Source organism: Neopusillimonas maritima, from assembly GCF_003576595.1.
GTDB classification, from domain to species: Bacteria; Pseudomonadota; Gammaproteobacteria; order Burkholderiales; family Burkholderiaceae_B; genus Neopusillimonas; species Neopusillimonas maritima.
The window spans coordinates 82,517-105,913 of sequence record NZ_NQOU01000004.1 but is presented as its reverse complement, the minus strand read 5'-3'; the positions used below and the strand labels follow the sequence as shown (position 1 = coordinate 105,913).

At 53.0% G+C, this 23,397-nt stretch carries 21 protein-coding genes and 1 tRNA gene; 3 read left to right on the top strand and 19 right to left on the bottom strand.

Annotated features, from left to right (window positions below; genetic code table 11):
- Positions 1-18 precede the first annotated feature (18 nt).
- The 6 genes from CJO09_RS10905 to tssF are packed head-to-tail and all read right to left on the bottom strand — an operon-like array spanning position 19 to position 9,340.
- Positions 19-1,068, bottom strand: a complete 1,050-nt coding sequence (locus CJO09_RS10905) for a pentapeptide repeat-containing protein (RefSeq protein ID WP_119442367.1) — start codon at positions 1,066-1,068, stop codon at positions 19-21.
- Between the two features lie 19 nt (positions 1,069-1,087).
- Positions 1,088-3,556: a DUF2169 family type VI secretion system accessory protein gene (locus CJO09_RS10900; protein ID WP_119442366.1), complete on the bottom strand. Its 2,469-nt coding sequence runs from the start codon at positions 3,554-3,556 to the stop codon at positions 1,088-1,090.
- Entirely contained in the window at positions 3,546-4,940 is a 1,395-nt protein-coding gene (locus CJO09_RS10895) for a hypothetical protein (RefSeq protein ID WP_119442365.1), read from the bottom strand. The genes CJO09_RS10900 and CJO09_RS10895 overlap by 11 nt, the downstream gene beginning before the upstream one ends.
- 46 nt (positions 4,941-4,986) lie before the next feature.
- Entirely contained in the window at positions 4,987-6,627 is a 1,641-nt protein-coding gene (locus CJO09_RS10890; RefSeq protein ID WP_119442364.1) for a type VI secretion system Vgr family protein, read from the bottom strand.
- 32 nt (positions 6,628-6,659) lie between these two features.
- Positions 6,660-7,646, bottom strand: a complete 987-nt coding sequence (gene tssG / locus CJO09_RS10885; RefSeq protein ID WP_119442363.1) for a type VI secretion system baseplate subunit TssG — start codon at positions 7,644-7,646, stop codon at positions 6,660-6,662.
- Positions 7,610-9,340 carry a type VI secretion system baseplate subunit TssF gene (tssF, locus tag CJO09_RS10880; RefSeq protein ID WP_119442362.1) on the bottom strand — a complete coding sequence of 577 codons (1,731 nt, stop codon included), beginning with the start codon at positions 9,338-9,340 and terminating at the stop codon, positions 7,610-7,612. Before tssF ends, tssG begins: the two co-directional genes overlap by 37 nt.
- A gap of 90 nt (positions 9,341-9,430) precedes the next feature.
- Here tssF and tssE point away from each other — a divergent pair, with 90 nt between their 5' ends.
- Positions 9,431-9,871, top strand: coding sequence for a type VI secretion system baseplate subunit TssE (gene tssE / locus CJO09_RS10875; protein ID WP_119442361.1), 441 nt, complete (start codon positions 9,431-9,433; stop codon positions 9,869-9,871).
- A gap of 137 nt (positions 9,872-10,008) precedes the next feature.
- Here tssE and katG read toward each other — a convergent pair whose 3' ends face one another.
- The 9 genes from katG to CJO09_RS10830 form a co-directional block, all read right to left on the bottom strand.
- Entirely contained in the window at positions 10,009-12,171 is a 2,163-nt protein-coding gene (katG, locus tag CJO09_RS10870; RefSeq protein ID WP_119442360.1) for a catalase/peroxidase HPI, read from the bottom strand.
- A gap of 186 nt (positions 12,172-12,357) precedes the next feature.
- Entirely contained in the window at positions 12,358-13,017 is a 660-nt protein-coding gene (ureG, locus tag CJO09_RS10865; RefSeq protein ID WP_119442359.1) for an urease accessory protein UreG, read from the bottom strand.
- A 56-nt stretch (positions 13,018-13,073) separates the two neighbouring features.
- Complete coding sequence (locus tag CJO09_RS10860) at positions 13,074-13,823, bottom strand: urease accessory protein UreF (RefSeq protein ID WP_245961309.1); 750 nt, start codon at positions 13,821-13,823, stop codon at positions 13,074-13,076.
- A complete protein-coding gene (gene ureE, locus CJO09_RS10855; protein WP_119442358.1) occupies positions 13,753-14,328 on the bottom strand; it encodes an urease accessory protein UreE in 576 nt (191 codons plus the stop codon). The genes CJO09_RS10860 and ureE overlap by 71 nt, the downstream gene beginning before the upstream one ends.
- 72 nt (positions 14,329-14,400) lie before the next feature.
- Entirely contained in the window at positions 14,401-16,116 is a 1,716-nt protein-coding gene (gene ureC / locus CJO09_RS10850; protein ID WP_119442357.1) for an urease subunit alpha, read from the bottom strand.
- Positions 16,116-16,421 (bottom strand): urease subunit beta, encoded by a 306-nt coding sequence (locus CJO09_RS10845; protein ID WP_119442356.1) that lies wholly within the window; start codon positions 16,419-16,421, stop codon positions 16,116-16,118. The genes ureC and CJO09_RS10845 overlap by 1 nt, the downstream gene beginning before the upstream one ends.
- Before the next feature lie 14 nt (positions 16,422-16,435).
- A complete protein-coding gene (locus tag CJO09_RS10840) occupies positions 16,436-17,068 on the bottom strand; it encodes a HupE/UreJ family protein (protein ID WP_119442355.1) in 633 nt (210 codons plus the stop codon).
- An 18-nt stretch (positions 17,069-17,086) separates the two neighbouring features.
- A complete protein-coding gene (locus CJO09_RS10835; RefSeq protein ID WP_119442354.1) occupies positions 17,087-17,389 on the bottom strand; it encodes an urease subunit gamma in 303 nt (100 codons plus the stop codon).
- 21 nt (positions 17,390-17,410) lie between these two features.
- Positions 17,411-18,253, bottom strand: coding sequence for an urease accessory protein UreD (locus CJO09_RS10830; protein WP_119442353.1), 843 nt, complete (start codon positions 18,251-18,253; stop codon positions 17,411-17,413).
- 312 nt (positions 18,254-18,565) lie between these two features.
- On the opposite strand from CJO09_RS10830, the gene CJO09_RS10825 reads away from it, so the two are divergent.
- Positions 18,566-18,982: a DUF411 domain-containing protein gene (locus tag CJO09_RS10825; RefSeq protein ID WP_119442352.1), complete on the top strand. Its 417-nt coding sequence runs from the start codon at positions 18,566-18,568 to the stop codon at positions 18,980-18,982.
- Position 18,983: 1 nt separating this feature from the next.
- On the opposite strand, the gene CJO09_RS10820 is transcribed toward CJO09_RS10825, so the two are convergent.
- On the bottom strand, positions 18,984-19,910 hold the full coding sequence (locus CJO09_RS10820) for a LysR family transcriptional regulator (protein ID WP_119442351.1): 927 nt from the start codon (positions 19,908-19,910) through the stop codon (positions 18,984-18,986).
- A 161-nt stretch (positions 19,911-20,071) separates the two neighbouring features.
- Here CJO09_RS10820 and CJO09_RS10815 point away from each other — a divergent pair, with 161 nt between their 5' ends.
- Positions 20,072-20,488 (top strand): DoxX family protein, encoded by a 417-nt coding sequence (locus CJO09_RS10815; RefSeq protein WP_218961061.1) that lies wholly within the window; start codon positions 20,072-20,074, stop codon positions 20,486-20,488.
- Between the two features lie 21 nt (positions 20,489-20,509).
- Here CJO09_RS10815 and CJO09_RS10810 read toward each other — a convergent pair whose 3' ends face one another.
- The 3 genes from CJO09_RS10810 to CJO09_RS10800 all read right to left on the bottom strand — a co-directional run bounded on the left by CJO09_RS10810 (position 20,510) and on the right by CJO09_RS10800 (position 23,388).
- The gene (locus CJO09_RS10810; protein ID WP_119442349.1) at positions 20,510-22,399 is read right to left on the bottom strand and encodes a hybrid sensor histidine kinase/response regulator; all 1,890 of its coding nucleotides are present in this window, start codon (positions 22,397-22,399) and stop codon (positions 20,510-20,512) included.
- Positions 22,400-22,655: 256 nt separating this feature from the next.
- Positions 22,656-22,731 (bottom strand) — tRNA-Thr (locus CJO09_RS10805).
- A gap of 42 nt (positions 22,732-22,773) precedes the next feature.
- Complete coding sequence (locus tag CJO09_RS10800; protein WP_119442348.1) at positions 22,774-23,388, bottom strand: nuclear transport factor 2 family protein; 615 nt, start codon at positions 23,386-23,388, stop codon at positions 22,774-22,776.
- Positions 23,389-23,397: the final 9 nt, after the last annotated feature.

Below are 23,397 nucleotides of genomic sequence, written 5' to 3'. Positions count from 1 at the left end.
TTTCCGGTTGGCCAGGGGTTACGCAGGAGGTTGCCAATTTTCTGCTTTCTCTCGGATTGGGTCGGTACGGAAGGTGTCATTGAAGTTGGCGCCGTCCCAAATTGTTTTCTCTTCCGAAAGTTTATGCAGGTTGCATAATTTGATGGTGGCATTTCTAAAGCTGGCTTCGTCTATCGAGGCATGTGAAAAATCACACAGTTCAAGTTGCGCACCATCCCAGATCGATTGTTGGGCTTGCACACCCACCATGGGCGTGACATGCCAGGAACTGTTGCCTGCACGGGCCTGCACCAGTTTGGCATGCGAGAAATCACAAATTTCAAAAGCGCTGCCGGTAAGGTCGGCGGCCGTGAGGTCGGCGGCGGCAAAGCTGGTGTTTTCCGCTTTGATGTTGCTGAGATTCGCCCCTTTCATTATCGACATGGAAAACTGTGTTTGCGACATTGAGGCGCCCGAGAAGTTGGCGCCTTGCAGGTTAGCCTCAATAAAGAGTGTCAGCGTCAGGTCGCACTCGGGAAACTGCTGGCCCGACAAATTCGCGTTCATGAGCATGGCCTGGCTCAAGTTGTTCTTTCCGAACACAACGGCACTCAAGTCGGATTCCATCACCATCCAGCGGCTTAAGTCGCTTTCTTTGAAGCTCGTTCCGCTCAGGGAGCACGCATTCATTCGGGCCGTACTTAAATCGGCCTTTTCAAAGACGGCGTTGTCCAGAATGCAGTTGTCGAACAGGCTGGCCGAACAATCGGACTCGGCCAGGTTGGCCTGGCTCAAATCGGATTTAATCACCGATGTAGTGGTTAGGTTTGCTTTGCTGAGGCTTGCGCCGGCTGCGTTCGTGTTGTTAATTGTGGCGCCGATAAATTGCGCTTCATTCAGGATAGCACCGCTTAAATCGCAATCGTCGAATTGTGCCTGGGAAAAGTCGGCACCGGAAAGGTCGGCTCCCCGAAAATTTACTTTATGAAATTTAATGGTTTGAAAGCCGGTTCCGGCCAACGATGCACCAGACAAATCGGCGTCTTCCAAAACACCGTTAACAATAAGAGACTGAGGAGATGAAGCCATATAAGATACCTTCAAGCGGTTATGGGGTCGCTAACACGGTGTTGTCGAGATTGGCGTTATTGAAGCGGGCGCCGGCGATTTTTGTGTCGACAAAGGTGGCGTTGTACAGATTGCTATTGTCTAGATTCACTGCTTGCAGGTTTGCGTGAATAAACGAGGCCTGCATCAGGTTCGATGCGCTAAGGTCGGCCTGCTCCAGGTCGGAGCGATCGAAGCACGCGGAACGCAGGTCTGATCTTGCAAGCCTGGCATGGGTGACGATGCAATCGGACAAATCCATTTTGCTCGCTTTGATATTCAGCATAGATGCTTCATTCAGGTTGGCGCCTGCCCATGCAGCCGCTTCAAGAGTGGCCTGGTCGAGTATCGCTTTTTGAAATGAGGTTCCCGGGCTTGCCTGACTGCCACTTAGGTCAGTCTGCGCCAGATTGGCGCCGGCCAGGTTAGCTTGGGAAAAATTGGCTTTGCGCGCAATCGCACCCTGCAGATTAACGCGTTGAACCGATGCGCCGGAAAGATTTGCACCCTCAAGCAGTGCAGCAGGCAACTGGGCATTGTCGAGGTTGGCTTGGTCCAGTTGGGCTCCCGTCGCAATCAGCCGTTCGGCCCGAATCCCTTGCAACCACGCATGGGATAGCGTGGCGGCCTGCAGGCTGGTGCTGGAAAGATCGGCGCCCGAAAAATTCGCTTCAGTGCAGTCGCTGCCGTCAAGATTTGCGCCGCGCAACGTGCTGCCGACGAAACTGCTTTTCCCGAGGCTGGCTTTCACCAGTTGGCAGCCGGACAAATCGGCTGCATCGAAGCGGGTGCCGGTTGCAAACACGCCGTTTAAACACGCGCCTTGTAACTTTGCGCCCGCCAGATTTGCGCCCGCCAGCACCGAGCCGGAGAAATCCATGCCGCTTAAATCCAGGCCGGCCAGGTTGGCGTGTGTCAGGTCGAGATTGAGACAAGGGTATCCATTGGCCTGTGCGCTGACGACGAGTTGCCGGTTGCGAGCGGCAGCCGCGGCGTCGTGCAGTGGAGCCGTTTCATTGCCTTGCGGCGGAGTTGTAGGGGCGTGGGCTGCAGGCTTGGGATAGGGTGTTAAGGCTTCTTTCAAGGCAGGTTGGGGGTCGGCTTTCTCGGTCGCGGTCTCGGGCTCCGTGCCTTCCTCTTCCTGGATGACCTTTATCAACCCTTCTATTTCGTTAAAAAAGCCTGTAAGAGATTTACTGCGCTGTGTCATGGCCTGAGCGAACTGGCGGGTTTGCGGATTCGCTTCCAGCATCTCCAGTAATTGATCTTCGCGAATACCTGCCTTCTTTAAAGAGCTTTGAAAGTAATCGCGTTGTTCGCGGACTTTTTGCAGCAAATCCTCGCTGGAGGTTGACTCAAGCGAAGCCTTGAATTCCGGGGAAGTGACGTCGGGGACGTCTTTGAATACTTCGGGTGCCATCCCTTTCAGGCAGTTGTTCAAATACAGGTCGACCGGCAAAGGGAGTTCGCCGGGGTCTTCAAACTCTGCATAAAACGCGTTGATATCGCGCCCATCTGGGTCGGACACCGCGATACTGGCACGAAACGTTAAAACCCCCAGTCGCTCTTCAGGCAATAGCCAAACCGTGTCGACATGCACTTTCAGTTCGCGGAACTGTGCACTGCCATCCGGGTCGGACTGGTGTACGAAGAAACGTGGCCGACTGCGGGGCAATCGACCCTGCAATACGCCATGCTCCGGGTGCATGTTTTGTATTTCGATTGTTTCACCCCCCGCCCAAAAACCGTCGAGATGCTGGTCTTGTGATGCGGCCATAAAGTAGCGCGCATCGGTGTCGATAGGAAGATGAGGCCAGCGTGTGTTACGCCAGTGCTCGTCTTGTTTGCCTAGGTGGCGCGCACGTTGGGGGTAAGCACTGGGTAGCGGGCCGAATCCCGCGGGCGGCGGTTTGTCGTTAGCCGACAGCATGAGGTGGTCGGGTAATTCAATATTGGGCAACTCGGTGATGCCCCCCTTGCTGCTATAACCTTTGCCGCTTGGGTTGGCGTCGTAACCTTCACCGCCAAATGCATTGGCCAGGGTAATGGGCATGTGATCGAAGGGGGCGGGGGCTGATATGCCGCCGGTGGCGCTGAGTTGGCGGGGGCCAAATACGGCCAGTCTTTTATTCAGGGCTCCAATTGAAATGCGGGCCGAGACCGGCTGTTGCGTGGTGTCGGCCGGGGGGTAACAGCAGCCGGCGGCAAGAAACTCGGCTTTTGGTTTGGGCCAGCCTTCATCAAGCGTTTCGTCTTTCTGCAATACCTTTGCGGCATGTTCCCAAAGAGATGAGAATTCGATCTCTTGTTCTGCGCCCGGCGCGTTAAGAATGAAGGGTACCAGTACGCCGAACGACATGGCGTATTGATCGGGCACCGGACTATAAACACGATGAACCAGCTCGGTGCGGCCCGGCTTGATTATTTTGAGTCCGGGCAGGGTTTCATGCATGGGCATTTTATTCGGCATTCAATTGCTCGGTAATGGCGTCGACTCGGTTGCGTGTTGTCATGAGGATGCGGTTCAAACGGCTGGTGGTGTTTTTAACCACTTTGAATTTGTCGTCTAGGGCGGTGTCCGTGAGTTTTCTGGCTTCCATTTGGGTTTTTAGTGCGCCGACGTCAGTTACTGCCTTTTGAATGCCGCTAAAAGTTAAGCCAGGTGGGCCGGGGTTCAAAACGGTAACGGCATCGCCAAGGGCGAAACCGGTTGCATCGATACGCACTTTCGAGTCACCGAAGCTTAAAACGACGCCCGTAGCGTTGATGGTGATATTGTTGCCGCCCGTGCCAATGCTGCTTTCGTCTGCTGTCAAGCGCATTACTGAGCCGGTCGGCCCCCCAGCCAGGGCACTGATGGTGCCATCTCCAACAGACAGACTGTTTTCGTCATTGAACTTGGCCTGGACGCCGGTGTCGATCAGGTTCAACGCGGGGCCTGCGGCCGTGGTGGAGTTGGCTGTGGTGACGTTCAGGAAATGTTGCTGTGCATTAACCGTATGAGACGAGAAGCCTGCATTTGTGAGCAGGTCGGCTTGAATGCCTGAACCATAGATGCGGGTCACGCCATCAGCAGACACTTCCAGCCGCGATCCACCTACGCCGGCATCGCCCGCGTTTCGCGTAAAGCCAAGAATCGACGTGCCGCCGTTCGGTTTGCTGTAGCCCAGGTCGGTGTCGGATGAGCTAAGCTGAACGCTGTTTTCGCTGATAAATACGCCGGATGTCGGGCTGATGGGCGCCATCTTGCGCGTACCCAAAAAGACCCCGCCAATGGCGTCCATGGTAAGCACCCCGGCGGGTGAGTCGTTTTCCCCCAATTTGCGCCATTTGGCATACTTCAACAGAAGAAGCGGTGCAATGGTGGCGGCAATGGACGCAATTGATGTGAGTTGACCCAATGCGATATCGAGCTCGGGTACTTTAACTTCTTCTTCGTGCGGGGTAATGATTTTATGAGCCGTGGCATACGTGACGGCGGCAAGCATGGCCAGTGTTTGAATTGTCAGCAGGGTGAACGTCGCAGTGCGAAGTGTTTTCGCATACGCTACTTGTTCCACACTGGCGCCCACTGTGCCAATGTATGAGTCCATGTAATAGAACTCACCTTCTTTGGCGCTTTCAACCGTGGCGGTTTTGGTGAGCTCGAATTCCGCCGCCAGTTTAGCCTCGAATTTGGAGCCGATGAACGTTTCTGATTGCAGCGCCAATGCAAAATCATTCTTTACGCCAACCGTAACCTCGGTTCTCACGCCGTAAATCACTTCCAGGTCGGACGCGGTGATCAGTTCGGTTTTGCCGGCGCCAAACCAGCTTAACGACTGACCTTCACTAACGTTCGCAATTCCTGTCATGTTTGAGTCCTGTTGGTTGTGAGGTTCTGAAATTAATGGGTTTGCTTCAGCTTATGTTTTTCAAGACGTCAGCCGGGTTGGGGGTGCCCAGGGAGACATCGGCCCCGATGAGTGGGAATGTACCGATATAGACGCATGAACCTTTCGCAGGTGAGAAAAGAGAAACCACCTCGCTACCCGGCTTGTCGACCATGTTCAGTACATTTCCCCGGGATGTGCGTACACCGTTGCACGCCGCATTGGCGTCGCGTACCACATTGGGGTTTTCTGAGTTCGGGACGGCCCCCACAATAATGGGCTGGTCGGGGTCGCCGCCCACAAAGCTGATAAGTACCTCGGTGCCTTTCAGTAATGGGAAGTGCATGCCGTTATTCTTGCCGGCATACGGCGTGGCCATGCGCAGCCACGAAGACCCTTTGTTGGCCGATTTGGATGAGTAGTCGTAAAGCAATTGCACCTTGTATTGACCGTATTCATTCAGTTCGGCGTGATCGCCTTCACCCTCGGCATCAATCACGGCGTTAAGAATGCCTGCAATAACCGGCTTCGGCGTGGTGCGCTCCGGTCGAAACTGTTGTGACGCTTCAAGTGCCGTGAATTGACATTCGTATAAGGCGCCTTGCTCATTGTCGTTGTAAGCGGTGTTTTGGCCGGCCAGAATAACGCCCGTTTGAGACCCTTGATGTTGAACCGAGGTGACCCAGTATTTGCCGTTGTAACTGTCGCGGTAATGGTGTGTGACCTCAAGGAAGTAACCGCTGCGCACCCCAGCCGCGGGGGCGCTACCGTGGTATGTGGTGCCTTTGCAAGCCAGCTCTTCAGACCGGATTTTAGCCAGTCGTTCAGCGTCGGGCTCGGTTCGGAGGTTGTCGCCGTAATACATGTAGTGGCCGTTCTTTCCGCCGGACACGGCTTGTTCCGATTTCAGGTTGTCGCCCAGGCTGGCTTTGCGAAAGTTGAAATCCTGAACCAGCACTTTGCCGGGGATGTGGGTTTTGCGACAGGTGAATGCGGTAACGCAGGTGTCTTGCCGGTCGGTTTGTACGTTCTCTGGCGGTGTATAACGCAAAGAAATGGTTTTCTCAGGTTGGGCCTCTTTGTAGTCGACCATGTTTAGTACCTCACCTACAGAGGCATTGTCGTCGTGGTCGAAAAAATAATAGATCCCTTCGTGCTCCATCCAGCGTGAAATGAAATTGAAGTCTGTTTCCTGATATTGGCAGATGAAGCTGCGCTGCCTGTAATCGCTCTCATTTTTAAGCGTCAGTTTGATATCCGGCCCTTTCAGGCCGTTGCGATCCAGGATTGAACGGATAATGTCCGGTATCCGGTTTTCGTTCAAATAAACGTCATTCAGAAACGTGAGACCCAGATTCCATAAGCGGGGTACCAGCGTGGCGCGATAAAAATAGTAGTCGTCGACCTGACCCTCCTGTTCAAACCGCGCAATCATGCCATGGTACGGCGTTGAACTGGCGTGGTCGCGAGCCCAGATATGCAGCGTGGCCGTGGCGTTCAGTACGTTGTCCAGGTCCACGTTACCTTCAGTCGACACCAAAACAATATCGAACTCAAAGAGGGCGGATACCGACTCATTGCCGGTGAAACGAACAACGTCGAATGTGGGAAGGTCTTTACGGCTGAGTTCGAATGTGAACAGTAGCTCTTTTTCTGCGTTGCTAGCCATGGGGAAGATCCTTTAGTGCGGGGCGCAGGGAGTTACAACACGACTTGTGCGTGTGCTTCATGGGGCGATTGTGTATCGACCAGCCAGGTGTCGTGGCCCAATGCCGCCCAATTCTTGTTCGGTGCACCCAACTGAATGGGTTGAACTGCACCGCGGCGTAATTGAAGGTCAAGACGTACATTCAGCGGATCGAGTAAATAATAACGGATAATGAAGGCCAGCTTGTTGAATTCTTCCTGGCCCGGGAGTAACCCCAGAAAAGTGGTTTGGTCGATGTCATGGATACGTATGGTTAGGTTGTTGCTGCGGCTGCGTACAATCGCGCCCACATGGCTGTCGTGGCCCAGGGTACATGCCTGTGAGCCCAGTTGTAAGCGTTGGTCGGCTGGAATGGCCTGCCACATCTCGTCTTGCTGAACGACCTCTACGTTTGATTTTGGATAGAGTGCCGCGATAATGGTGCGCAAACCCATCGCCGAGCGCGGATACTGGCTGAATAGCCCTGCAAACCGCAGTAAATGACTGAAACCCGGCTTGTTAAGGAAGCGCAAGGGCTCGTTAATACCTACGAAGGTATGGAATATTTCAAGCAGCCGGTGATCGTTGAATTCTTTGATGCGAACGTGGGCGCGCGATTTGAGCCAGGCCCGGAAAAACAGCGGGTAAATGGTTTGGCTGATAATGTCGAGGAAGTCACGATTGCTGTGTCGACCTTCGTGGTGCTCGTCGAGAAGTTGCTCGGAGTAAAAATTGGGTAAAGGCGACGTCACGCCGTACAAACCCAGAAAATTTGCCGTTAAGCGGTAAGTTCCGGGTGCGGTTTCCCTGATGTCGTTAAGGTCTGTGCCTGGAAAGTGTAATGAAAGGCTGGGGCGTATTTTGACATCGGCTTCCGGCCGGCCTTCCTGCAAGGCGGTAAGGCGTAATAAGCGGTAGGCCTGAAAAAACGAGAATCGTTCACTTTGCTGCAGTAAACGACCCTTTATAGCAAGGGCTTTTGTCCCATCCTGATCGGCCATTTAAACTCCGTTCCCGTATTTTTATCTCGAATTTCGAATCGTGTGTAAGAGTTGATGCCTGCATAGCATGACAGGAATCGGTCGAGCACACTGCCCCATAAGTACAACGCCCCTGTGCTTGCCCAGTTTTTCTCCTCGCAAGTCAGTACAACGTGCTGGCCTTGCATCATGGCGCCTCGTACCAGACGGGTTTCACGTGTGACTTGCAGCTCGGCCAAACCATCAATTTGGCGGTCGTTGGCACTGCGTGTCGCCCGATCATGGGTGCAGGTAGAGTTATAGAGTCGCAAAATACCTTTTAAGTTCTCGACGCCGGACAAAGAAAGTAAATTTAGCGTGGTGTGACTGATGACATCCCACAGCAGCTTTTCTCCGCTGGGCGGGTCGATGGAGGCGGTCACCGGTGTGATGTTGCGAAAGGTAAAGCGTTCGGGCGAGGTGCTGGTTGGTTTTGAAATATCGCCCAGTTTGAGTGATTCCGGCAGATACCGGTTTGTGCAGGTTAGGCTGACCGACAGCGTTTCATTTTCAGGGTTGTCGTTCTGGTCGTAAACGACGGACAAATAGGTGTCGATGGTTTCACCCACCAGCGAGGGCCGCATGGATGTGCGATAGCTGGCCTGGCTGCGGTCTTTATCGTGCGTTAAGAGAGAAAAGGGCACGTAATCTTTGTTGCGCGCATTGCCCTGCACATATCCGGTGACGGTATCAATAGAGTAGATCTGGAATTGCCGTTTATGCGCGCCACTGGGCAAGACAAGATACTCTGATGTTTCATGATTCAGGTTGATCGGTTCGGCTTCATGCTCGAACAGGTTTACAACCGGGGCAACGTTCAAGGCAAAGTCGCGTGCCGCCAGGTTGGGCAAGGGAACAGGTGATTTATGAAAGACAAATTCGATTCGGAATTTGTCTCCTTGCAAGGTGCCGCGACCTTTTGAAATGTCGGCGATTTCAAAGAACAAAAACTTTTGGGGGAAAAACAATAATTCCTGTAGCCAACCGAATGCGGGGAAAGCGTTATCTGGATAGGGCAACAGAGGCTCATCGAACGCCGGGAAATGTACTTTTGGTGAAAGCACCACACTTTGGCCGTGTGCATCAAGCAGGCGAATTGATTTAAGTTGCGTGCCGAGCAACATGAACAGGTTTGTTGCAGACGAGTGTTCTTGTGCCAGGAACAGACGCAGCCGGGGCGGCAAGAGCATGCCGTCTGATTCCTCAGATGTTTTGAACTGCAGCCAAAGTACCTGATTGCCATCGGAAAGCTGGTCTGATAGAACGGTTTCGAGCGTGATGGGATGGGCATGAATATCGGCGGTGGTACGAAACTTGCATGAAATGCCGTCGATTGGTGCCGCGCCGATTTCGGTTCCGATTGGGATAACCGCCGGCTCCGAGAGTTGTGTTTTCGGTGTGAATGAAATGAGTGACGCTGCCGGCAGGGGGCGCAGAAACTGCGGTACCAGAACGCTGGCCAGCTCCTGGACGATTTCAGGGAATTCATCGTCGAGCTTTTGCAGCGTAAGGCCATTCAGGAAGGCGACCCCCTCCAGTAGGCGCTCGACGTCGGGGTCGGTTGTGACTGCGCCCAACATGGGGGCGACAGCCGGGTTCGTTTGTGCGAACTCCAAAGAATTGGCTCGCAAGCGTGCGAGCTCAGTTGCGTAGAACCGGTTGAAGCTTGTAGCCATGAATATAGTGGACGGTGCGCCGAAGAGTCACTAATATTGCATGATCCCGCTTGCGGGTGTCAAGGATAAGCAAGGTGCAAGGATAGCTTCATGTATAAGATAAGCCTTTTGGAACGACTTTCGGCACTTGAGGAGCCGCTGCTTGTGGCCGGGCGTTCGGTTGATCGCCAATTGCGTGACTCTATTGTGGGCCATTTGCGCAAGTTGCTGAATACGCGTGCCGGCTCTGTTCCCATCGATCCAAATTACGGCATGCCCGACATGAGCAATATTGCCGGCTCATTTGCGTTGGGCACAACCGAGTCGTTGTCGGAGTCGATTATTCGTCAAGTTGTCCGTTATGAAAAAAGGCTGTTGAATCCGAAGATTACGGTTGAAGAAGAAAAGCGGGAAGTCATTACATTACGCTTTGAGCTTAGCGGGCAGGTCGCCTCGGCACAAGAGGGTGACGATGTTTTGCAACCGTTCGCCATGATTATCCGCGTTAATTCGTCGGGTCAGGTTTTTGTGGAACCCAAGGTTGATCGTTGAATATTGTGCACGGTGAAGTTAATCAGCCCTTTCGGCCAAAGGCGGAAAGGGCTGATTGTTTAACGAGGCCGGCTTATGCCGCTGACAGCGACAGCATAAGGGCCCCTATCCATCCAGGCGGATGAATGGCCCCGGCGTTATGCATCGAAGCGATCGGCGTTCATGACTTTGGTCCATGTGGCGATAAAGTCTTTCACGAACTTCTCTTTGCTGTCGTCCTGGGCATAGACTTCTGCATAGGCGCGCAATATTGAGTTTGATCCGAACACCAAATCAATGCGGGTGGCGGTCCACTTTGCTTCACCTGTTTTTCGGTCACATACCTCATACAGGTTGGCGCCTTTGGGTTTCCAGCTGTAGGCCATGTCCGTCAAGTTAACGAAGAAGTCGTTGGTTAACGCGCCTTCACGATCAGTGAATACGCCGTGCTTGGTGCCACCGTGGTTGGTCCCCAGCGCACGCATGCCGCCCACAAGTGCCGTCATTTCGCAGGCGGTCAGGCCCATAAGCTGTGCACGATCAAGCAACATTTCCTCGGGTTTGACAGCGTAGTCTTTCTTGAGCCAGTTACGGAAACCATCGGCGACGGGTTCCAGGGGCTCAAAAGATTCCACGTCGGTCATTTCCTGAGTTGCATCGCCGCGACCCGGTGTAAACGGAACGGTTATGTTGAACCCCGCCGCTTTAGCCGCTTGCTCAACCCCCATATTGCCGGCCAGTACGATGACGTCGGCGACGCTGGCGCCCGTATCCGCTGCAATCTTTTCGTAAGCCGTCAAGGCTTTGGCCAGGCGTGCCGGTTCGTTCCCTTCCCAGTCTTTTTGGGGGGCCAAACGAATACGGGCACCGTTGGCACCGCCCCGGAAGTCGGAGCCGCGGAAAGTGCGGGCGCTATCCCAAGCTGTGGCGATCATTTCACTTTGGCTCAGGCCGCAGTTCTTAATGGCTTCTTTGACCGCATCAATGTTGTAATCGGTGCGACCTTCTGGAATGGGGTCTTGCCAGATCAAGTCTTCCTGAGGAACGTCCGGGCCGATATAGCGCGACTTTGGCCCCATATCGCGGTGAATCAGTTTGAACCAGGCGCGAGCAAATACATCGTTAAAGTATTCAGGGTCTTTATAGAACCGCTCCGAGATTTTGCGGAACTCCGGGTCCATTTTCAACGCCATGTCGGCGTCGGTCATAATGGGCATTTTACGAATGGAAGGGTCTTCCACATCCACCGGCATATCCTCTTCCTTGATATTCACCGGCTCCCATTGCCACGCGCCCGCAGGACTTTTCTTTGACTCCCACTCGTGGTTCAACAGCATATGAAAGTAACCGTTGTCCCATTTCGTTGGATGGGTCGTCCAGGCGCCTTCCAGGCCGCTGGTAATGGCGTCGCGTCCAATTCCTCGAGGGTTATGGTTAGTCCAACCCATGCCTTGGTCTTCGAGATCGGCAGCTTCAGGAGCGGGACCTAACTTGGCCGCGTCGCCATTGCCGTGGCATTTGCCCACTGTATGGCCCCCTGCTGTCAGGGCGACCGTTTCCTCGTCGTTCATGGCCATACGCTCGAACGTAACACGCACATCGTGTGCCGTTTTCAGGGGGTCGGGGTTGCCGTCAACGCCTTCGGGGTTGACATAAATAAGCCCCATCATGACGGCAGCCAACGGATTTTCCAGGTCGCGCTCGCCGGAGTAGCGGCTGCCTTCGCTGCCGCTGGGCGCCAGCCATTCTTTTTCCGAGCCCCAGTAAATGTCTTTTTCGGGGTGCCAAATGTCTTCGCGCCCAAATGCGAAGCCGAATGTTTTCAGGCCCATCGATTCATATGCAATATTGCCGGCCAAAATGATGAGGTCGGCCCAGCTGATTTTATTGCCGTACTTCTTCTTGATAGGCCAGAGCAAGCGGCGCGCTTTGTCGAGGCTGGCGTTATCAGGCCAGGAGCTTAGGGGAGCGAAGCGTTGATTGCCCGTGCCGCCGCCCCCACGGCCGTCTGCCACGCGATAAGTGCCCGCCGCGTGCCAGGAAAGGCGAATCATCAGGCCGCCATAATGGCCCCAGTCGGCCGGCCACCAATCCTGGCTGTCGGTCATCAGGGCGGTTACGTCTTTTTTCAGGGCGTCGAAATCGAGTTTTTTCAGTTCTTCACGGTAGTTGAAGTTCGGACCCAGCGGATTGGTTTTGGCATCATGCTGGTGCAGAATATCCAGGTTCAGTGCTTTGGGCCACCAGTCCATATTGGATTTCTCGGCTGAGGTCAGGCTGCCGTGCATAACCGGGCATTTACCTGCTGAAATGTTTTCCATCGCTGACTCCTTTGAATAGTGAGTTGACTGGTTGTCGACAGGAATGGGGGTGCGCTGTATAGGCCACCCCTACTTGGGCCAGTTTACGTGACTTTAATTATGGATTCTTAATTTTGTCTGAAAACGCGGGTCAAATTGTTGACCCGCGTCAAAGTAAAAAGTAACGGTTGGTTAAATTGTCGACGATCAGGTTGTCGCGCTTAGCAAACCTTCGGATTCAATGAATTGAATAATTTCTTCGATTCCCTTCCCTTTTCCCACACTGCCCATTACAAAGGGTCGGTTGCCACGCATGCGTTGGGTGTCTTGTTCCATTACTTCCAACGAGGCGCCCACCAATGGGGCCAAGTCTGTTTTGTTAATAATCAACAGATCCGATTTGGTAATGCCCGGGCCGCCTTTACGGGGGATTTTTTCACCGGCCGAAACATCAATAACGTATAAGGTGAGGTCGGACAGTTCCGGGCTGAAAGTGGCCGCCAGGTTATCGCCGCCCGACTCGATGAATACAATATCGGAATCGGGAAACTGATGCAGCATGCGGTCGATGGCTTCCAGGTTAATGGAAGCATCTTCACGAATCGCGGTGTGGGGGCAACCGCCGGTTTCAACCCCCATGATGCGCTCGGCCGGCAAGGCGCCGGAAAGCGTAAGCAGGCGCTGGTCTTCCTTGGTGTAGATATCGTTTGTAATCGCCACGATGTCGTAACGGGCGGACATTTTTTTACACAGCATTTCAAGTAAAGTGGTTTTGCCCGAGCCAACCGGCCCGCCTACACCGATGCGTAAGGGGGGCAGAGGTTTGCTGCGTTTTCCTGTTGGGTTTGCGTGTTCGGGTGCATTCATTCTGGTGTTCCTCGCTAGCAGGGTGATCTAAGAAATGTGCGCCGCGCGTGTTGTTGCTATGAGCGAAATAAGCGCGAATATTGGGTTTCGTGACGAGCGGCCACAATGGCGAATTGCGGGGCAAAGTTATACAGGCGCAGCGGCGTTTGTGCGGCTTGGTTGTGAGCCTGTTCGCAGACCTGGGCCAACGTTTCCCGTAACTGTTGAATAAGTCGTTGCCCACTCATCTGCCCCAGCGGCACGCTTTTCATGGCCGCCATGATCTGGTTTTCAAGCCAGGAAAAAAGGTAAGCGGTCAGGCCCGCTTGCGCGCTGATTCCTTTCGCTTCGATAAGCCCGGCGTGCACGCAGGGAAGACAGGCGGGGTCGAGTGACCTCATTAAATTTATGCGCTGTGGCGAACACCATTGCAGCGATTCGGCCACTTGCAACAAAGACCACCCCATTTGCTGTGTTTCCTGTCGCATCTCCTGGGTTTCGCGTGACGCCATAAACCAGTCGTTTAGTTGCTGAATAGTGCTTTCGTCGTCGTTTTGGAATGCGTTGTATAAGCCCATCCACAGCGGCGCTTCACCATAGCCCAGTACTTGCTCAAGTTGATCGGCAATCCACTGGCCGGCTGTGCTTTCATCGTGAACCAAACCCAGTTCTATTGCCGACTCAAGACCTTGCGAATAGCTGTATCCACCAATAGGCAGTGAAGGTGAAGTAAGTTGCAATAGTGCGGCCAACTGTTCAGGTGGAGGTGTCATGATGGTGGTGATGGTTGGCAGGGTTTTCGTGCGCGTGATCATCTCCGTGCGCATGATAGGCTGCTTGTGCCAGCGCATAATCTTCGTCGAACGTTTCATCATGCCCGTGCTTATGGCCTCCACCATAGGCACCGGTTTCAGGGGAAAAGGGTGCCTGCACTTGTTTGGTGGAAACCCCAGGGATTCGACTGAGCATGGTTTCCAGGACCGGGTCGTATTCCAGTTTCAGGTGGTCTGCCTGTATTTCCAACGCTACATGCCGGTTGCCTAGATGGTAGGCGGCGCGCATGAGGTTCAAGCTTGTGTTCGCGCAAACGCGCAGTACGTGTTCCTGTGCGGCTTTGATCAGAATGTATTGGCCTTGCTTGTTGCTGAGCAAGTCACCGTCGTTGAGTAGGGTGCCTTGTGGAAGGACAATGCCAATATCGGTGCCGTTTTCAAGTGTGGCTTTCTGGCGGCTACGTCGTCGCAATTGCAGTGGCAAAGTTAACGTTAACGCGTTGGCGGGCGGTTTTTCCGGTAGGGTGTCGCGAAGTAGTATTCGATCGAAAATATACATGGTGTGTGTTTCCTGTGTGGCCCTAAGGCATGTGGTCGTGGTGTATTGAGCAACGATTCGTTTAGCATGCGGTCAGAACAAGAAATAACGTTGCGCCATCGGCAAGGTTTTGGCCGGCTCGCAGGTTAGCCATTCACCATCGGCCATCACCTGATACGTTTGGGGATCCACTGTAATGTCGGGCATCCAGTTATTCAGAATCATGTCTTGCTTGCCAATGGTGCGGCAGCCGGATACCGCCTCCAGTGGTTTGTTCAGGCCCAGGTCCTTTAGCTCAGGACTAACCAAAGCGCTTTGCGAAACAAAGGTCAGCGAGGTTTTCAACGCGTGTCCGAAGCTGCCGAACATGGGGCGAAAATGAACGGGTTGCGGGGTTGAGATGGATGCGCCAGGGTCTCCCATATAAGCGCCGGCAATCATGCCGCCTTTCAGTATCAAACTGGGCTTCACGCCAAAGAAGGCTGGGCGCCACAACACAATATCGGCGAGCTTTCCCGGCTCAAGCGAACCCACTTTGTGCGAGATGCCTTGCGCAATTGCCGGGTTAATTGTGTATTTGGCGACATAGCGTTTAATTCGGTTGTTATCGGCATACGACGTATCGCCTTGTAGTGCACCGCGCTGGATTTTCATCTTGTCGGCCGTTTGCCAAGTGCGGCAGATGACTTCGCCTACGCGCCCCATGGCCTGCGAGTCCGAACTCATAATCGAGAACGCGCCCAGGTCGTGCAAGACATCTTCCGCCGCGATGGTTTCGCGCCGGATGCGGCTTTCTGCAAACGCAATGTCTTCCGCAATCGATGGATCAAGATGATGGCACACCATAAGCATGTCGAGATGCTCGTCTATGGTGTTTACCGTGAATGGCATGGTGGGGTTGGTTGATGACGGCAAAATATTGGGCATGCCTGCCGCGCGAATAATGTCGGGTGCATGGCCACCACCTGCGCCTTCGGTATGGTAAGCGTGAATGGTACGGCCTTTGAAAGCGCGGAAGGTGTCTTCAACGAACCCGGCCTCATTCAGGGTGTCGCTATGAATGGCAACCTGAACATCCATTGCTTCGGCGACATCCAGGCAGTTTGAAATGGCTGCCGGCGTCGTGCCCCAGTCTTCATGCAGTTTCAGCCCCATCGCTCCACCCTTTATTTGCTCGATGAGTGGTTCAGGCTGGCTGCTGTTTCCTTTGCCCAGGAAACCCAGGTTCATCGGGAAGGCATCGGCAGCTGCCAGCATGGCACGGATATGCCAGGGGCCGGGCGTACAGGTGGTAGCCAATGTGCCGGTGGCCGGGCCGGTGCCGCCGCCAATCATTGTGGTAACACCACTGGCCAGCGCTTCTTCAATTTGCTGTGGGCAAATGAAATGAATGTGCGCATCGATACCACCGGCGGTGGCAATCATGCCTTCCCCGGCAATGATCTCGGTGCCTGGGCCAATCACGATTGTCACACCCGGTTGAATGTCCGGGTTGCCGGCTTTGCCAATGGCATGAATATGGCCGTTTTTAAGGCCGATGTCGGCTTTAACAATACCGGTGACGGCATCAATGATTAGTGCGTTGGTAATAACCGTGTCAGCACAATCGGCGCTGATACGCTGACTTTGTCCCATGCCGTCGCGAATGACTTTGCCACCGCCGAATTTTACCTCTTCGCCGAATACGGTGAAGTCGTGCTCGACTTCCGCAAGCAGTGTGGTATCGGCCAAACGAACGCGGTCACCCTTTCCATTGCGCGTTGTCGGGCCGAACATTTCTGTGTAGGCCTGTCTATTTATCGTGGGCATTACAGCGCTCCCATTACCTGGTTGTTGAAGCCATAGACGTGCCGGGATCCGGCCAAGGCTACCAGCTTCACAGTGCGTCGTTGACCGGGTTCGAAGCGCACGGCGGTACCGGCTGCGATATTCAAACGAAAACCATAGGCTGCTTTGCGGTCGAACTGCAAAGCGGCGTTCGTTTCGGCGAAATGAAAGTGCGATCCGACCTGTATCGGTCTGTCGCCGGTGTTGATGACATCGACCTGGCAAGTTTCACGGTCAATGTTGATCGGAATATCGTCTTCGGCCGCAAGAGTTTCTCCGGGGATCATGTTGTATCTCCTCGTTAGGCTAAACCTAATAGCGTCACGCCGTATGCGGCGACCAATGCGCCTCCGGTACGGATGGCCCAACTGGCGTGCGGGCGCAATGTTTGGCCCGCATAGGTGCCGGTAAGCAGAAGGGCTAATGTGCCAATTAGAAAGCCACCGATGTATCCCATCGCTTGCGCTTGGGCGGGCATTTCGTGGCCGTGTGCAAAGCCATGAAACAGGGCAAAGAAAGCGGTTATGCCAAACGCGATCCAATTGGGCAAGCGAACGGCTGTTGCAGCCAGCAAACCGAAGACCAGCAATGAAAGCAGAATTAAAGGTTCCACGGCTGGCAGGTGCGTTCCTTGCATGCTAAGCACACTACCGATAAACATGGCTGCCACGAAGGCCATTAAGGTGCTTGCCTGTTGCAGGCGGCTTCCCATGGTAAGCGCTACCCATAAGCCAACCGTTACCATGGCCAGTAAATGGTCGGTACCCGTGAAAGGGTGAATCAACCCCATGTAAAACGCATTGTGCGTCAGATCGTTCGCATGGCCTGGGTGTGCGAGCACCCAGACGGGCGCAAAGATTGAAACTGTTGCGAAGATGAAATGCCGCTTCGTCGTGCGGGGCTTGTTGATTGAAGTCTGGTTTGCTTGTTGCATGCGAACTCCTTGGCGTGCTTACACAATGGGGTTGTGCACCGTAATCAGTTTGGTGCCGTCAGGAAACGTGGCTTCAACCTGCACTTCAGTCAGCATTTCAGGAATGCCTTCCATCACATCGTCGCGTGTTAGAAGTGTGGTGCCGTAGTGCATCAGGTCGCTTACGGTACGGCCGTCTCGAGCGCCTTCCATCAGGCTTGCTGAAATTAAAGCCATGGCTTCCGGGTAGTTCAGCTTAAGTTTGCGTGCCTTTCGTCGTTCCGCCAGTAATGCGGCAGTAAAGATAAGTAGCTTGTCTTTTTCACGGGGGGTCAGTTCCATTGTCTGCTCCGGTTGGATTTATTAAGTGGCCCATAAACGAACAGGCGTTGCCGGCACGTTCAGGATCAGGGGGCGCAATTGCGACCATAATTCGACGAGTAATGCGCGAACTTCTTGCGCGTGTTTGCCCAGCACACGAACAAGGGAAAGTGCCTGGTTATTGGGTCTTGGAATTTGGGTAAAGCCGGCGCGAAGTGAGTCGTGCCATGGCAACGACAGACTGATTTCTTCGCAGGTGAGGTCAGCTAACTTTGGGCCGAAAGCCCATAACGTTGCGGTAACCGGAAAGTCGTCCATACCGCTTTGGCAGAAGCGTAAAGGGTGCCGCGCGTATAAATGGCCCGTATCAATCCACAGTAAGCGGTCGTCAAGCGTCAGGCGCAAGTCCATGGTTAGTTGGCCGCGCTGCCAATGTTCATTGGCACACACACTGCCTAGCTGAACAATCTCCCATCCGATCATACGAGCACCGCTTTGCAGTGCGATGGTTGTCTGTGTTGTCGCGTCAGCGTCTTCGAAGATGATGTTCTCCTGAGGAAGCCAGTCAAGTTTGGCATTCTCTTGAACTTTGAGTGTGACGTGTTGTGCTGAAGTTTTGCCGTTTGCCTTGTACCAACGCGTTGCGCCGGGGGTGTTGATAACGGCATGTGCGTGTGCATGAACCTGAATGTCGATGGTTAAATGATCCCCGCCTGCAATGCCGGAAGGAGGATGCAGGATCGACGCATGACAGGTATGCCTGTTTTCGGGATACAGCGCTTTTTGCACCATTAAAGGGCCTTCGTGCCTCTTATGGCTCAGTACCGTCTTATCGGCATAACCCGATTTAAATTCAAGTTCCAGGCGAGCAAGCCAGTTTTGCATAATGGATACGACTATCGCGTTTTTTCATTGTGATTGCGCAGTGCGGCGCAGGTGCGTTTGAATTTCTTATATTGTTTTCCTAGCAAGTTCTGTGCCAAAGTTTGGCGAGAAGTGAACTCACAATAATGGGCATGGTCGAATGCTGTGCACGATCTGTTGTCGTTGGGTTTGTTTGGTGCAAGCTGTTTAGTTATGGGTCTGATTTTGTGAGCGAATTGCACCATTTTCGGGCATCTATTGCATTAAGGTGCGTGTTCGCACCGTGATTGTGCAGTTATTCATTTTGGCTTTTTATTGTTAAAAAGGATTCTTATGAAAAACCGACTGGCTTTTCTTGCCACTCTTCTTGTTGCTTCAATGGCGCATGCGAATGATGCGTCTCTTACCGTTTATCAAGATCCCAACTGTGGTTGCTGCACGGGTTGGGCAAAACACATGAGGGAGTCCGGTTTCGAGGTGAAGCAAATAAAAACGCGCGATATGCTTTCCGTGAAGGAAAAGCTGGGCGTACCGGTAAAACTGGGTTCATGCCACACGGCGGTTATGGACGAAACGGGCCAGGTGGTTGAAGGGCACGTGCCGGCTAATGTGGTACGTAAACTGCTGGCCAACCCGGCGATGAAGGGAGTGGCGGCCCCCGGTATGCCAACGAATGCGCCGGGTATGGGAGAGCTAAACGGTAATTTGGTCACGGTTGACTTCCAGGGGCGCCCGTTTTCGCGTGACTAATCTACATAATTGGTTTCGTACCCCAGGCAGGGTTTATCCATGGTTGGTTTTTAAGTTTGTTCGATAAAAAATCTATGAGTGCACGCACTTTTGGAAGCAAGAAACGACGTGTCGGGTAAACCGCATATATATCAAGTGTTGGGCACTGATATTCAGGTAATAGGGGAACCAGCTCCCCTTTGCCTAGAGCTTCTGCCACTAAAAAAGAAGGTTGCAGAACGATGCCGTTTCCCGCAATTGCGGCAGCAGCGCAGGTGTCCCCGTTGTTCGACCAGAGACGAGGCTGTACCCTCACTACGGCGGGGCCATCCGGGCCGGTAAATGACCATTGGTCTCCGGTTGTAAACAGACTGTAGCTTAAGGTCTGATGCTGGGAGAGATCGGCAGGCTGCTGTGGTTCACCATGTTTTGCAAGATAGGCGGGCGATGCACACAAAATTAATGTTGTGCTGGCCAGTTTGCGCGAAACTAGTGAGGAGTCAGGTAAACGCGCAATTCGCACAGCCAAATCGAATCCCTCTTCCACAATGTCGGTAACGCGATCAGTGAGTTGGATGTCCAGTGTGACGTTAGGATGGGTGGCTATGAACTCACCCCATAAAGGAGTCAAGTGTTTTATTCCAAAACTCACCGGGATACTGACTTTTAATAGTCCAATAGCGACATCGCTTTGCGTGACAATTTCCGCTTCCGACTCTTCAATCCGAGACAAAATTTCACGACAGCGTGCCAGGAAAATTTCACCTTCTTGAGTTAATGAAAGTCGTCGGGTTGTGCGATGAATAAGTCTGACGCCCAAACGATGTTCCATTGCGGAGACATAGCGCGATACGGCGGCTTTTGAGAAACCAAGTTGGTTTGCCGCAGCCACAAAACTTCCCGCTTCGGTTACGTGAACAAAAACACGCATTTCCTGGAATTTATCCATTGTCTCTTTTTATTAAACAATCTATTTCAAAAACCACAGTTTATATATTATTAATGAATCAGTATAGTGAGCCTCAACGTGACATTTAAGTCATTTTCTACATTTACGAGGCCAGTATGTCAGTCACTTCAGATATTCAAAACACGTTTAGCCGGCGGCTTTTGCAAACCGAACAGCGTTGGGCGCCACTTGTGTTGCGCGTGGTAGCCGGTGTTATTTTTTTCGCACATGGTGCACAAAAGCTATTTGGCTGGTTCGGTGGGTACGGCCTAACAGGCACCGGGCAATTTATGGACTCTTTAGGTTTGTCGCCGGGTTACGCAATGGCGTTGCTTGCGGGAAGTGCTGAGTTCTTTGGTGGGTTGGCGCTGATAATTGGACTGCTGGTAAGGCCGGCATCGGTGATTTTGGCAGTAACGATGGTGGTTGCTATTTTGAGCGTTCACCTTGGAAACGGTTTGTTTATGTCGAACAATGGTTATGAATTTGCGCTAGCTTTGTTAGCAATGGCCGTGTCGTTATCGTTTTCCGGCGCGGGCAAGCTGGGTCTAGATGGTATTTTATCTGGATCAAGATAATCGTAGCGGGGCGGATTAATCTCATTGCGCATGTTCAAGGACGGCTCTGAGCTTGTGGGCAAGTGCTTGGCGCGTATAAGGCTTGCCTAGCAATGCAATGCCTGGATCAAGCCGTCCATGATGCACAATCGCGTTTTCCGTGTATCCCGAGGTATATAGGACGCGCAACCTTGGGTAGCGGGCAAGGGCGGTATCGGCCAACTGCCGTCCATTGAGACCGCCGGGCATAATGATGTCGGTGAACAACAACGCTATTTCCGGATGTTGCTGGAGTTTGATCAGCGCATCGGGACCGTTCGTGGTTTCAATCACCCGGTAACCCAAGCCGGTCAGTAAGCTCACTACATGCGTGCGAACCAGCTCATCATCCTCCACCACTAGGATGGTTTCAGTGCCTCTGGGTGCGACAGTGTGGTGTTGCTCAAAGACGCGGGGTGTTTCGCGGGTTTGCGAGCGTGGAAAATACAGCTTTACCGTCGTTCCTTCGCCAGGCTCAGAATAAATCTTAGCTTGGCCGCCGGATTGCTTCAGGAAGCCATACACCATAGACAACCCAAGTCCAGTGCCTTTACCGGGTGGTTTTGTGGTGAAAAAAGGCTCAAAAACTTGGTTTAGAACATCGGCACTGATGCCATGGCCGGTGTCTGATACGGACAAAACAACGTACTTGCCTGTCGGTAAGTCGAATGCGGCAGCGCGGCTCTTCTCTTCCAGTGACACGTTGTCGGTTTCAACCGTGAGCCTGCCACCTTGCGGCATGGCGTCACGGGCGTTAATAATTAGATTCAATAATGCAGATTCCAGTTGATGCGGGTCTGCTTCGCAAGCCCATAGTTCGTCTGTCAGGATGAACCTAAGGTCTATGGTTTCGCTCAGGGTGCGGCGAAATAGGTTTTCCATTTCGCTGACTAACTGGTTTAAATTCAGCAGTTTGGGCTCAAGCGCCTGGCGTCGAGCAAAGGCCAGCAAACGTTGCGTCAATTCCGCGCCCCGTTTGGCGGCACTGACTGTCATGGCCGCCAAGCCACTTAACTCCTCGTTGTCTTCTACTAACTCGTGTATCAACTCGGTATTACCCAGTATGACCGTAAGCAGATTGTTGAAATCATGAGCAACGCCGCCGGTTAGTTGACCAATGGCATCCATTTTTTGGGCTTGTGCGAGTAGTTGGGTCAGTTCGCGCTGTTCAGTAATATCCATCATGCTGCCCAGCATGCGAGTGGCTTTACCGTTTTGGTTTCGCAGTACGAAACCGCGATCGACCACGTGGTGCACTTTGCCGTTGGCATTCAGGAAGCGGTATTCCGAAACCCAGGTGCTGCCTTTTCCTTCTTGTACGACATGAATACTGTTTACCACGCGCTTAAGGTCGTCGGGATGAATGCGGTTTGACCACGATGTAGAGTCCGGTTCCAGCTCAGCCAGCTTGTGACCAAACACGGTTTCTATGTTCTCGTTCCACCATACCTGATCAGTATCCAGGTTCCAGTCCCAAATGACGTCGTGGGTGGCCCGGGCGATAAGCTTGAACCGTTCTTCAGTAGTTCGGGCTTCCGATTGCAGCCGCACACGGTCGGTGACGTCTCGGGCACAAACCAGTTCAGCCTTTCGGCCCCTGAACTCAAGAACTTCGGAAGTAATGTCCACTAGCAGTTGTTCGCCGGCTTTATTCAGATGCGTCCATACGCCTGCAGAGTCAATACCTTCGGAGATGAGGGCAATATTCTGCTCTAATGCCTCGACGTCTTTTGTTGGACGAATGTCTTTGATCGTCATGGCCAGGAATTCGCCGCGCGTGTAGCCGTAACGCCGGACAGCTGCTTGGTTCACTTCCAGGAAGTGGAGCGTTTCCAAATCATAGACCCACATCGGGTCGGGGTGCCGTTCGAACAGCAGGCTCAAATCTTTCATGATGCTTTTTGATGTCCAATTTGGCGTGGGCTAATTTAACAGGTGTTTTTCACCTCTTGTTAAAAGAAGCGAGGCTTGTATGCGAATCATTCTAGCGGATGTAGGTAAAAAAGTATGGCGATGTAATTAAGAGCATTTGGGATAGTCGTTAATTCGGCACTTAATTAAGCAATCTTACAAAGATGTGTTTTTTTCAATAAAAAAAATGGCCCTCATTTCTGAGGACCATTTTGCTGCGGAAATCCGCATAAATACTTGGTGCCGGCTAACGGATTCGAACTGTTGACCTTCGCATTACAAGTGCGCTGCTCTACCAACTGAGCTAAGCCGGCTAAAGACAGATATTCTACTATTTTTTTTGAGCGCTTGCTTGGCTAGAACTTAGGAAATTCGCCGTCGCCGCCGGCCAGCCAATTACGGCCTCGGCGATACAGGTCGTCAACCTCCGGCCCCGTTAGCATGGGCATGTCCATTTTCACGTTGTAGCCAATGCGCGTTTGGATATAAGCCAAATGGCGATAACCGGCAGGCATCTTGGCCAGGGCGTCTTGGTCGAGCTTTAAAACTGCAGCAGGATCCAGCGGGTCGATGCGATCTTTTTCATAGATGGGTTGGCGATGCAATACCTTCCATTCCCCTTCATGCTTTACCATGAAGTCGTAGAAGCGGCCTGTACACACCACATCGCACAATACACCTTCTACATCGCCGCGCTGGGAAATCGTCATTTTCGTTTGCGAAATTGCGCGGTCGCCGTTGATGTCGACAGCCGAGCCACCCAAAAAGTGCAAAATACTTACGCCTTTTTTCCAGCCTTCCTGGGTTACGCGAATGAAGTCTTTATAGTGACCCTGGAACCAGGTGGCCATCATGACGCCGTCTGGGTGCCAGACGGAGGCGAAGCGTTCCCAGTCGCCGGCATCGCGCCATACGGCCCAACGTTCAACGGTTTGACGAATAAGAAGCTCTTCCTGCAAGCTGTTGCTCATTGTGTCTCC

What these genes read in the sequence shown, in the direction of transcription:
- CJO09_RS10905 (WP_119442367.1), bottom strand. Translation starts at nt 1,068, where the DNA reads ATGGCTTCATCTCCTCAGTCTCTTATTGTTAACGGTGTTTTGGAAGAC.
- CJO09_RS10900 (WP_119442366.1), bottom strand. Translation starts at nt 3,556, where the DNA reads ATGCCGAATAAAATGCCCATGCATGAAACCCTGCCCGGACTCAAAATA.
- CJO09_RS10895 (WP_119442365.1), bottom strand. Translation starts at nt 4,940, where the DNA reads ATGACAGGAATTGCGAACGTTAGTGAAGGTCAGTCGTTAAGCTGGTTT.
- CJO09_RS10890 (WP_119442364.1), bottom strand. Translation starts at nt 6,627, where the DNA reads ATGGCTAGCAACGCAGAAAAAGAGCTACTGTTCACATTCGAACTCAGC.
- tssG (WP_119442363.1), bottom strand. Translation starts at nt 7,646, where the DNA reads ATGGCCGATCAGGATGGGACAAAAGCCCTTGCTATAAAGGGTCGTTTA.
- tssF (WP_119442362.1), bottom strand. Translation starts at nt 9,340, where the DNA reads ATGGCTACAAGCTTCAACCGGTTCTACGCAACTGAGCTCGCACGCTTG.
- tssE (WP_119442361.1), top strand. Translation starts at nt 9,431, where the DNA reads ATGTATAAGATAAGCCTTTTGGAACGACTTTCGGCACTTGAGGAGCCG.
- katG (WP_119442360.1), bottom strand. Translation starts at nt 12,171, where the DNA reads ATGGAAAACATTTCAGCAGGTAAATGCCCGGTTATGCACGGCAGCCTG.
- ureG (WP_119442359.1), bottom strand. Translation starts at nt 13,017, where the DNA reads ATGAATGCACCCGAACACGCAAACCCAACAGGAAAACGCAGCAAACCT.
- CJO09_RS10860 (WP_245961309.1), bottom strand. Translation starts at nt 13,823, where the DNA reads ATGCGCACGGAGATGATCACGCGCACGAAAACCCTGCCAACCATCACC.
- ureE (WP_119442358.1), bottom strand. Translation starts at nt 14,328, where the DNA reads ATGTATATTTTCGATCGAATACTACTTCGCGACACCCTACCGGAAAAA.
- ureC (WP_119442357.1), bottom strand. Translation starts at nt 16,116, where the DNA reads ATGCCCACGATAAATAGACAGGCCTACACAGAAATGTTCGGCCCGACA.
- CJO09_RS10845 (WP_119442356.1), bottom strand. Translation starts at nt 16,421, where the DNA reads ATGATCCCCGGAGAAACTCTTGCGGCCGAAGACGATATTCCGATCAAC.
- CJO09_RS10840 (WP_119442355.1), bottom strand. Translation starts at nt 17,068, where the DNA reads ATGCAACAAGCAAACCAGACTTCAATCAACAAGCCCCGCACGACGAAG.
- CJO09_RS10835 (WP_119442354.1), bottom strand. Translation starts at nt 17,389, where the DNA reads ATGGAACTGACCCCCCGTGAAAAAGACAAGCTACTTATCTTTACTGCC.
- CJO09_RS10830 (WP_119442353.1), bottom strand. Translation starts at nt 18,253, where the DNA reads ATGCAAAACTGGCTTGCTCGCCTGGAACTTGAATTTAAATCGGGTTAT.
- CJO09_RS10825 (WP_119442352.1), top strand. Translation starts at nt 18,566, where the DNA reads ATGAAAAACCGACTGGCTTTTCTTGCCACTCTTCTTGTTGCTTCAATG.
- CJO09_RS10820 (WP_119442351.1), bottom strand. Translation starts at nt 19,910, where the DNA reads ATGGATAAATTCCAGGAAATGCGTGTTTTTGTTCACGTAACCGAAGCG.
- CJO09_RS10810 (WP_119442349.1), bottom strand. Translation starts at nt 22,399, where the DNA reads ATGAAAGATTTGAGCCTGCTGTTCGAACGGCACCCCGACCCGATGTGG.
- CJO09_RS10800 (WP_119442348.1), bottom strand. Translation starts at nt 23,388, where the DNA reads ATGAGCAACAGCTTGCAGGAAGAGCTTCTTATTCGTCAAACCGTTGAA.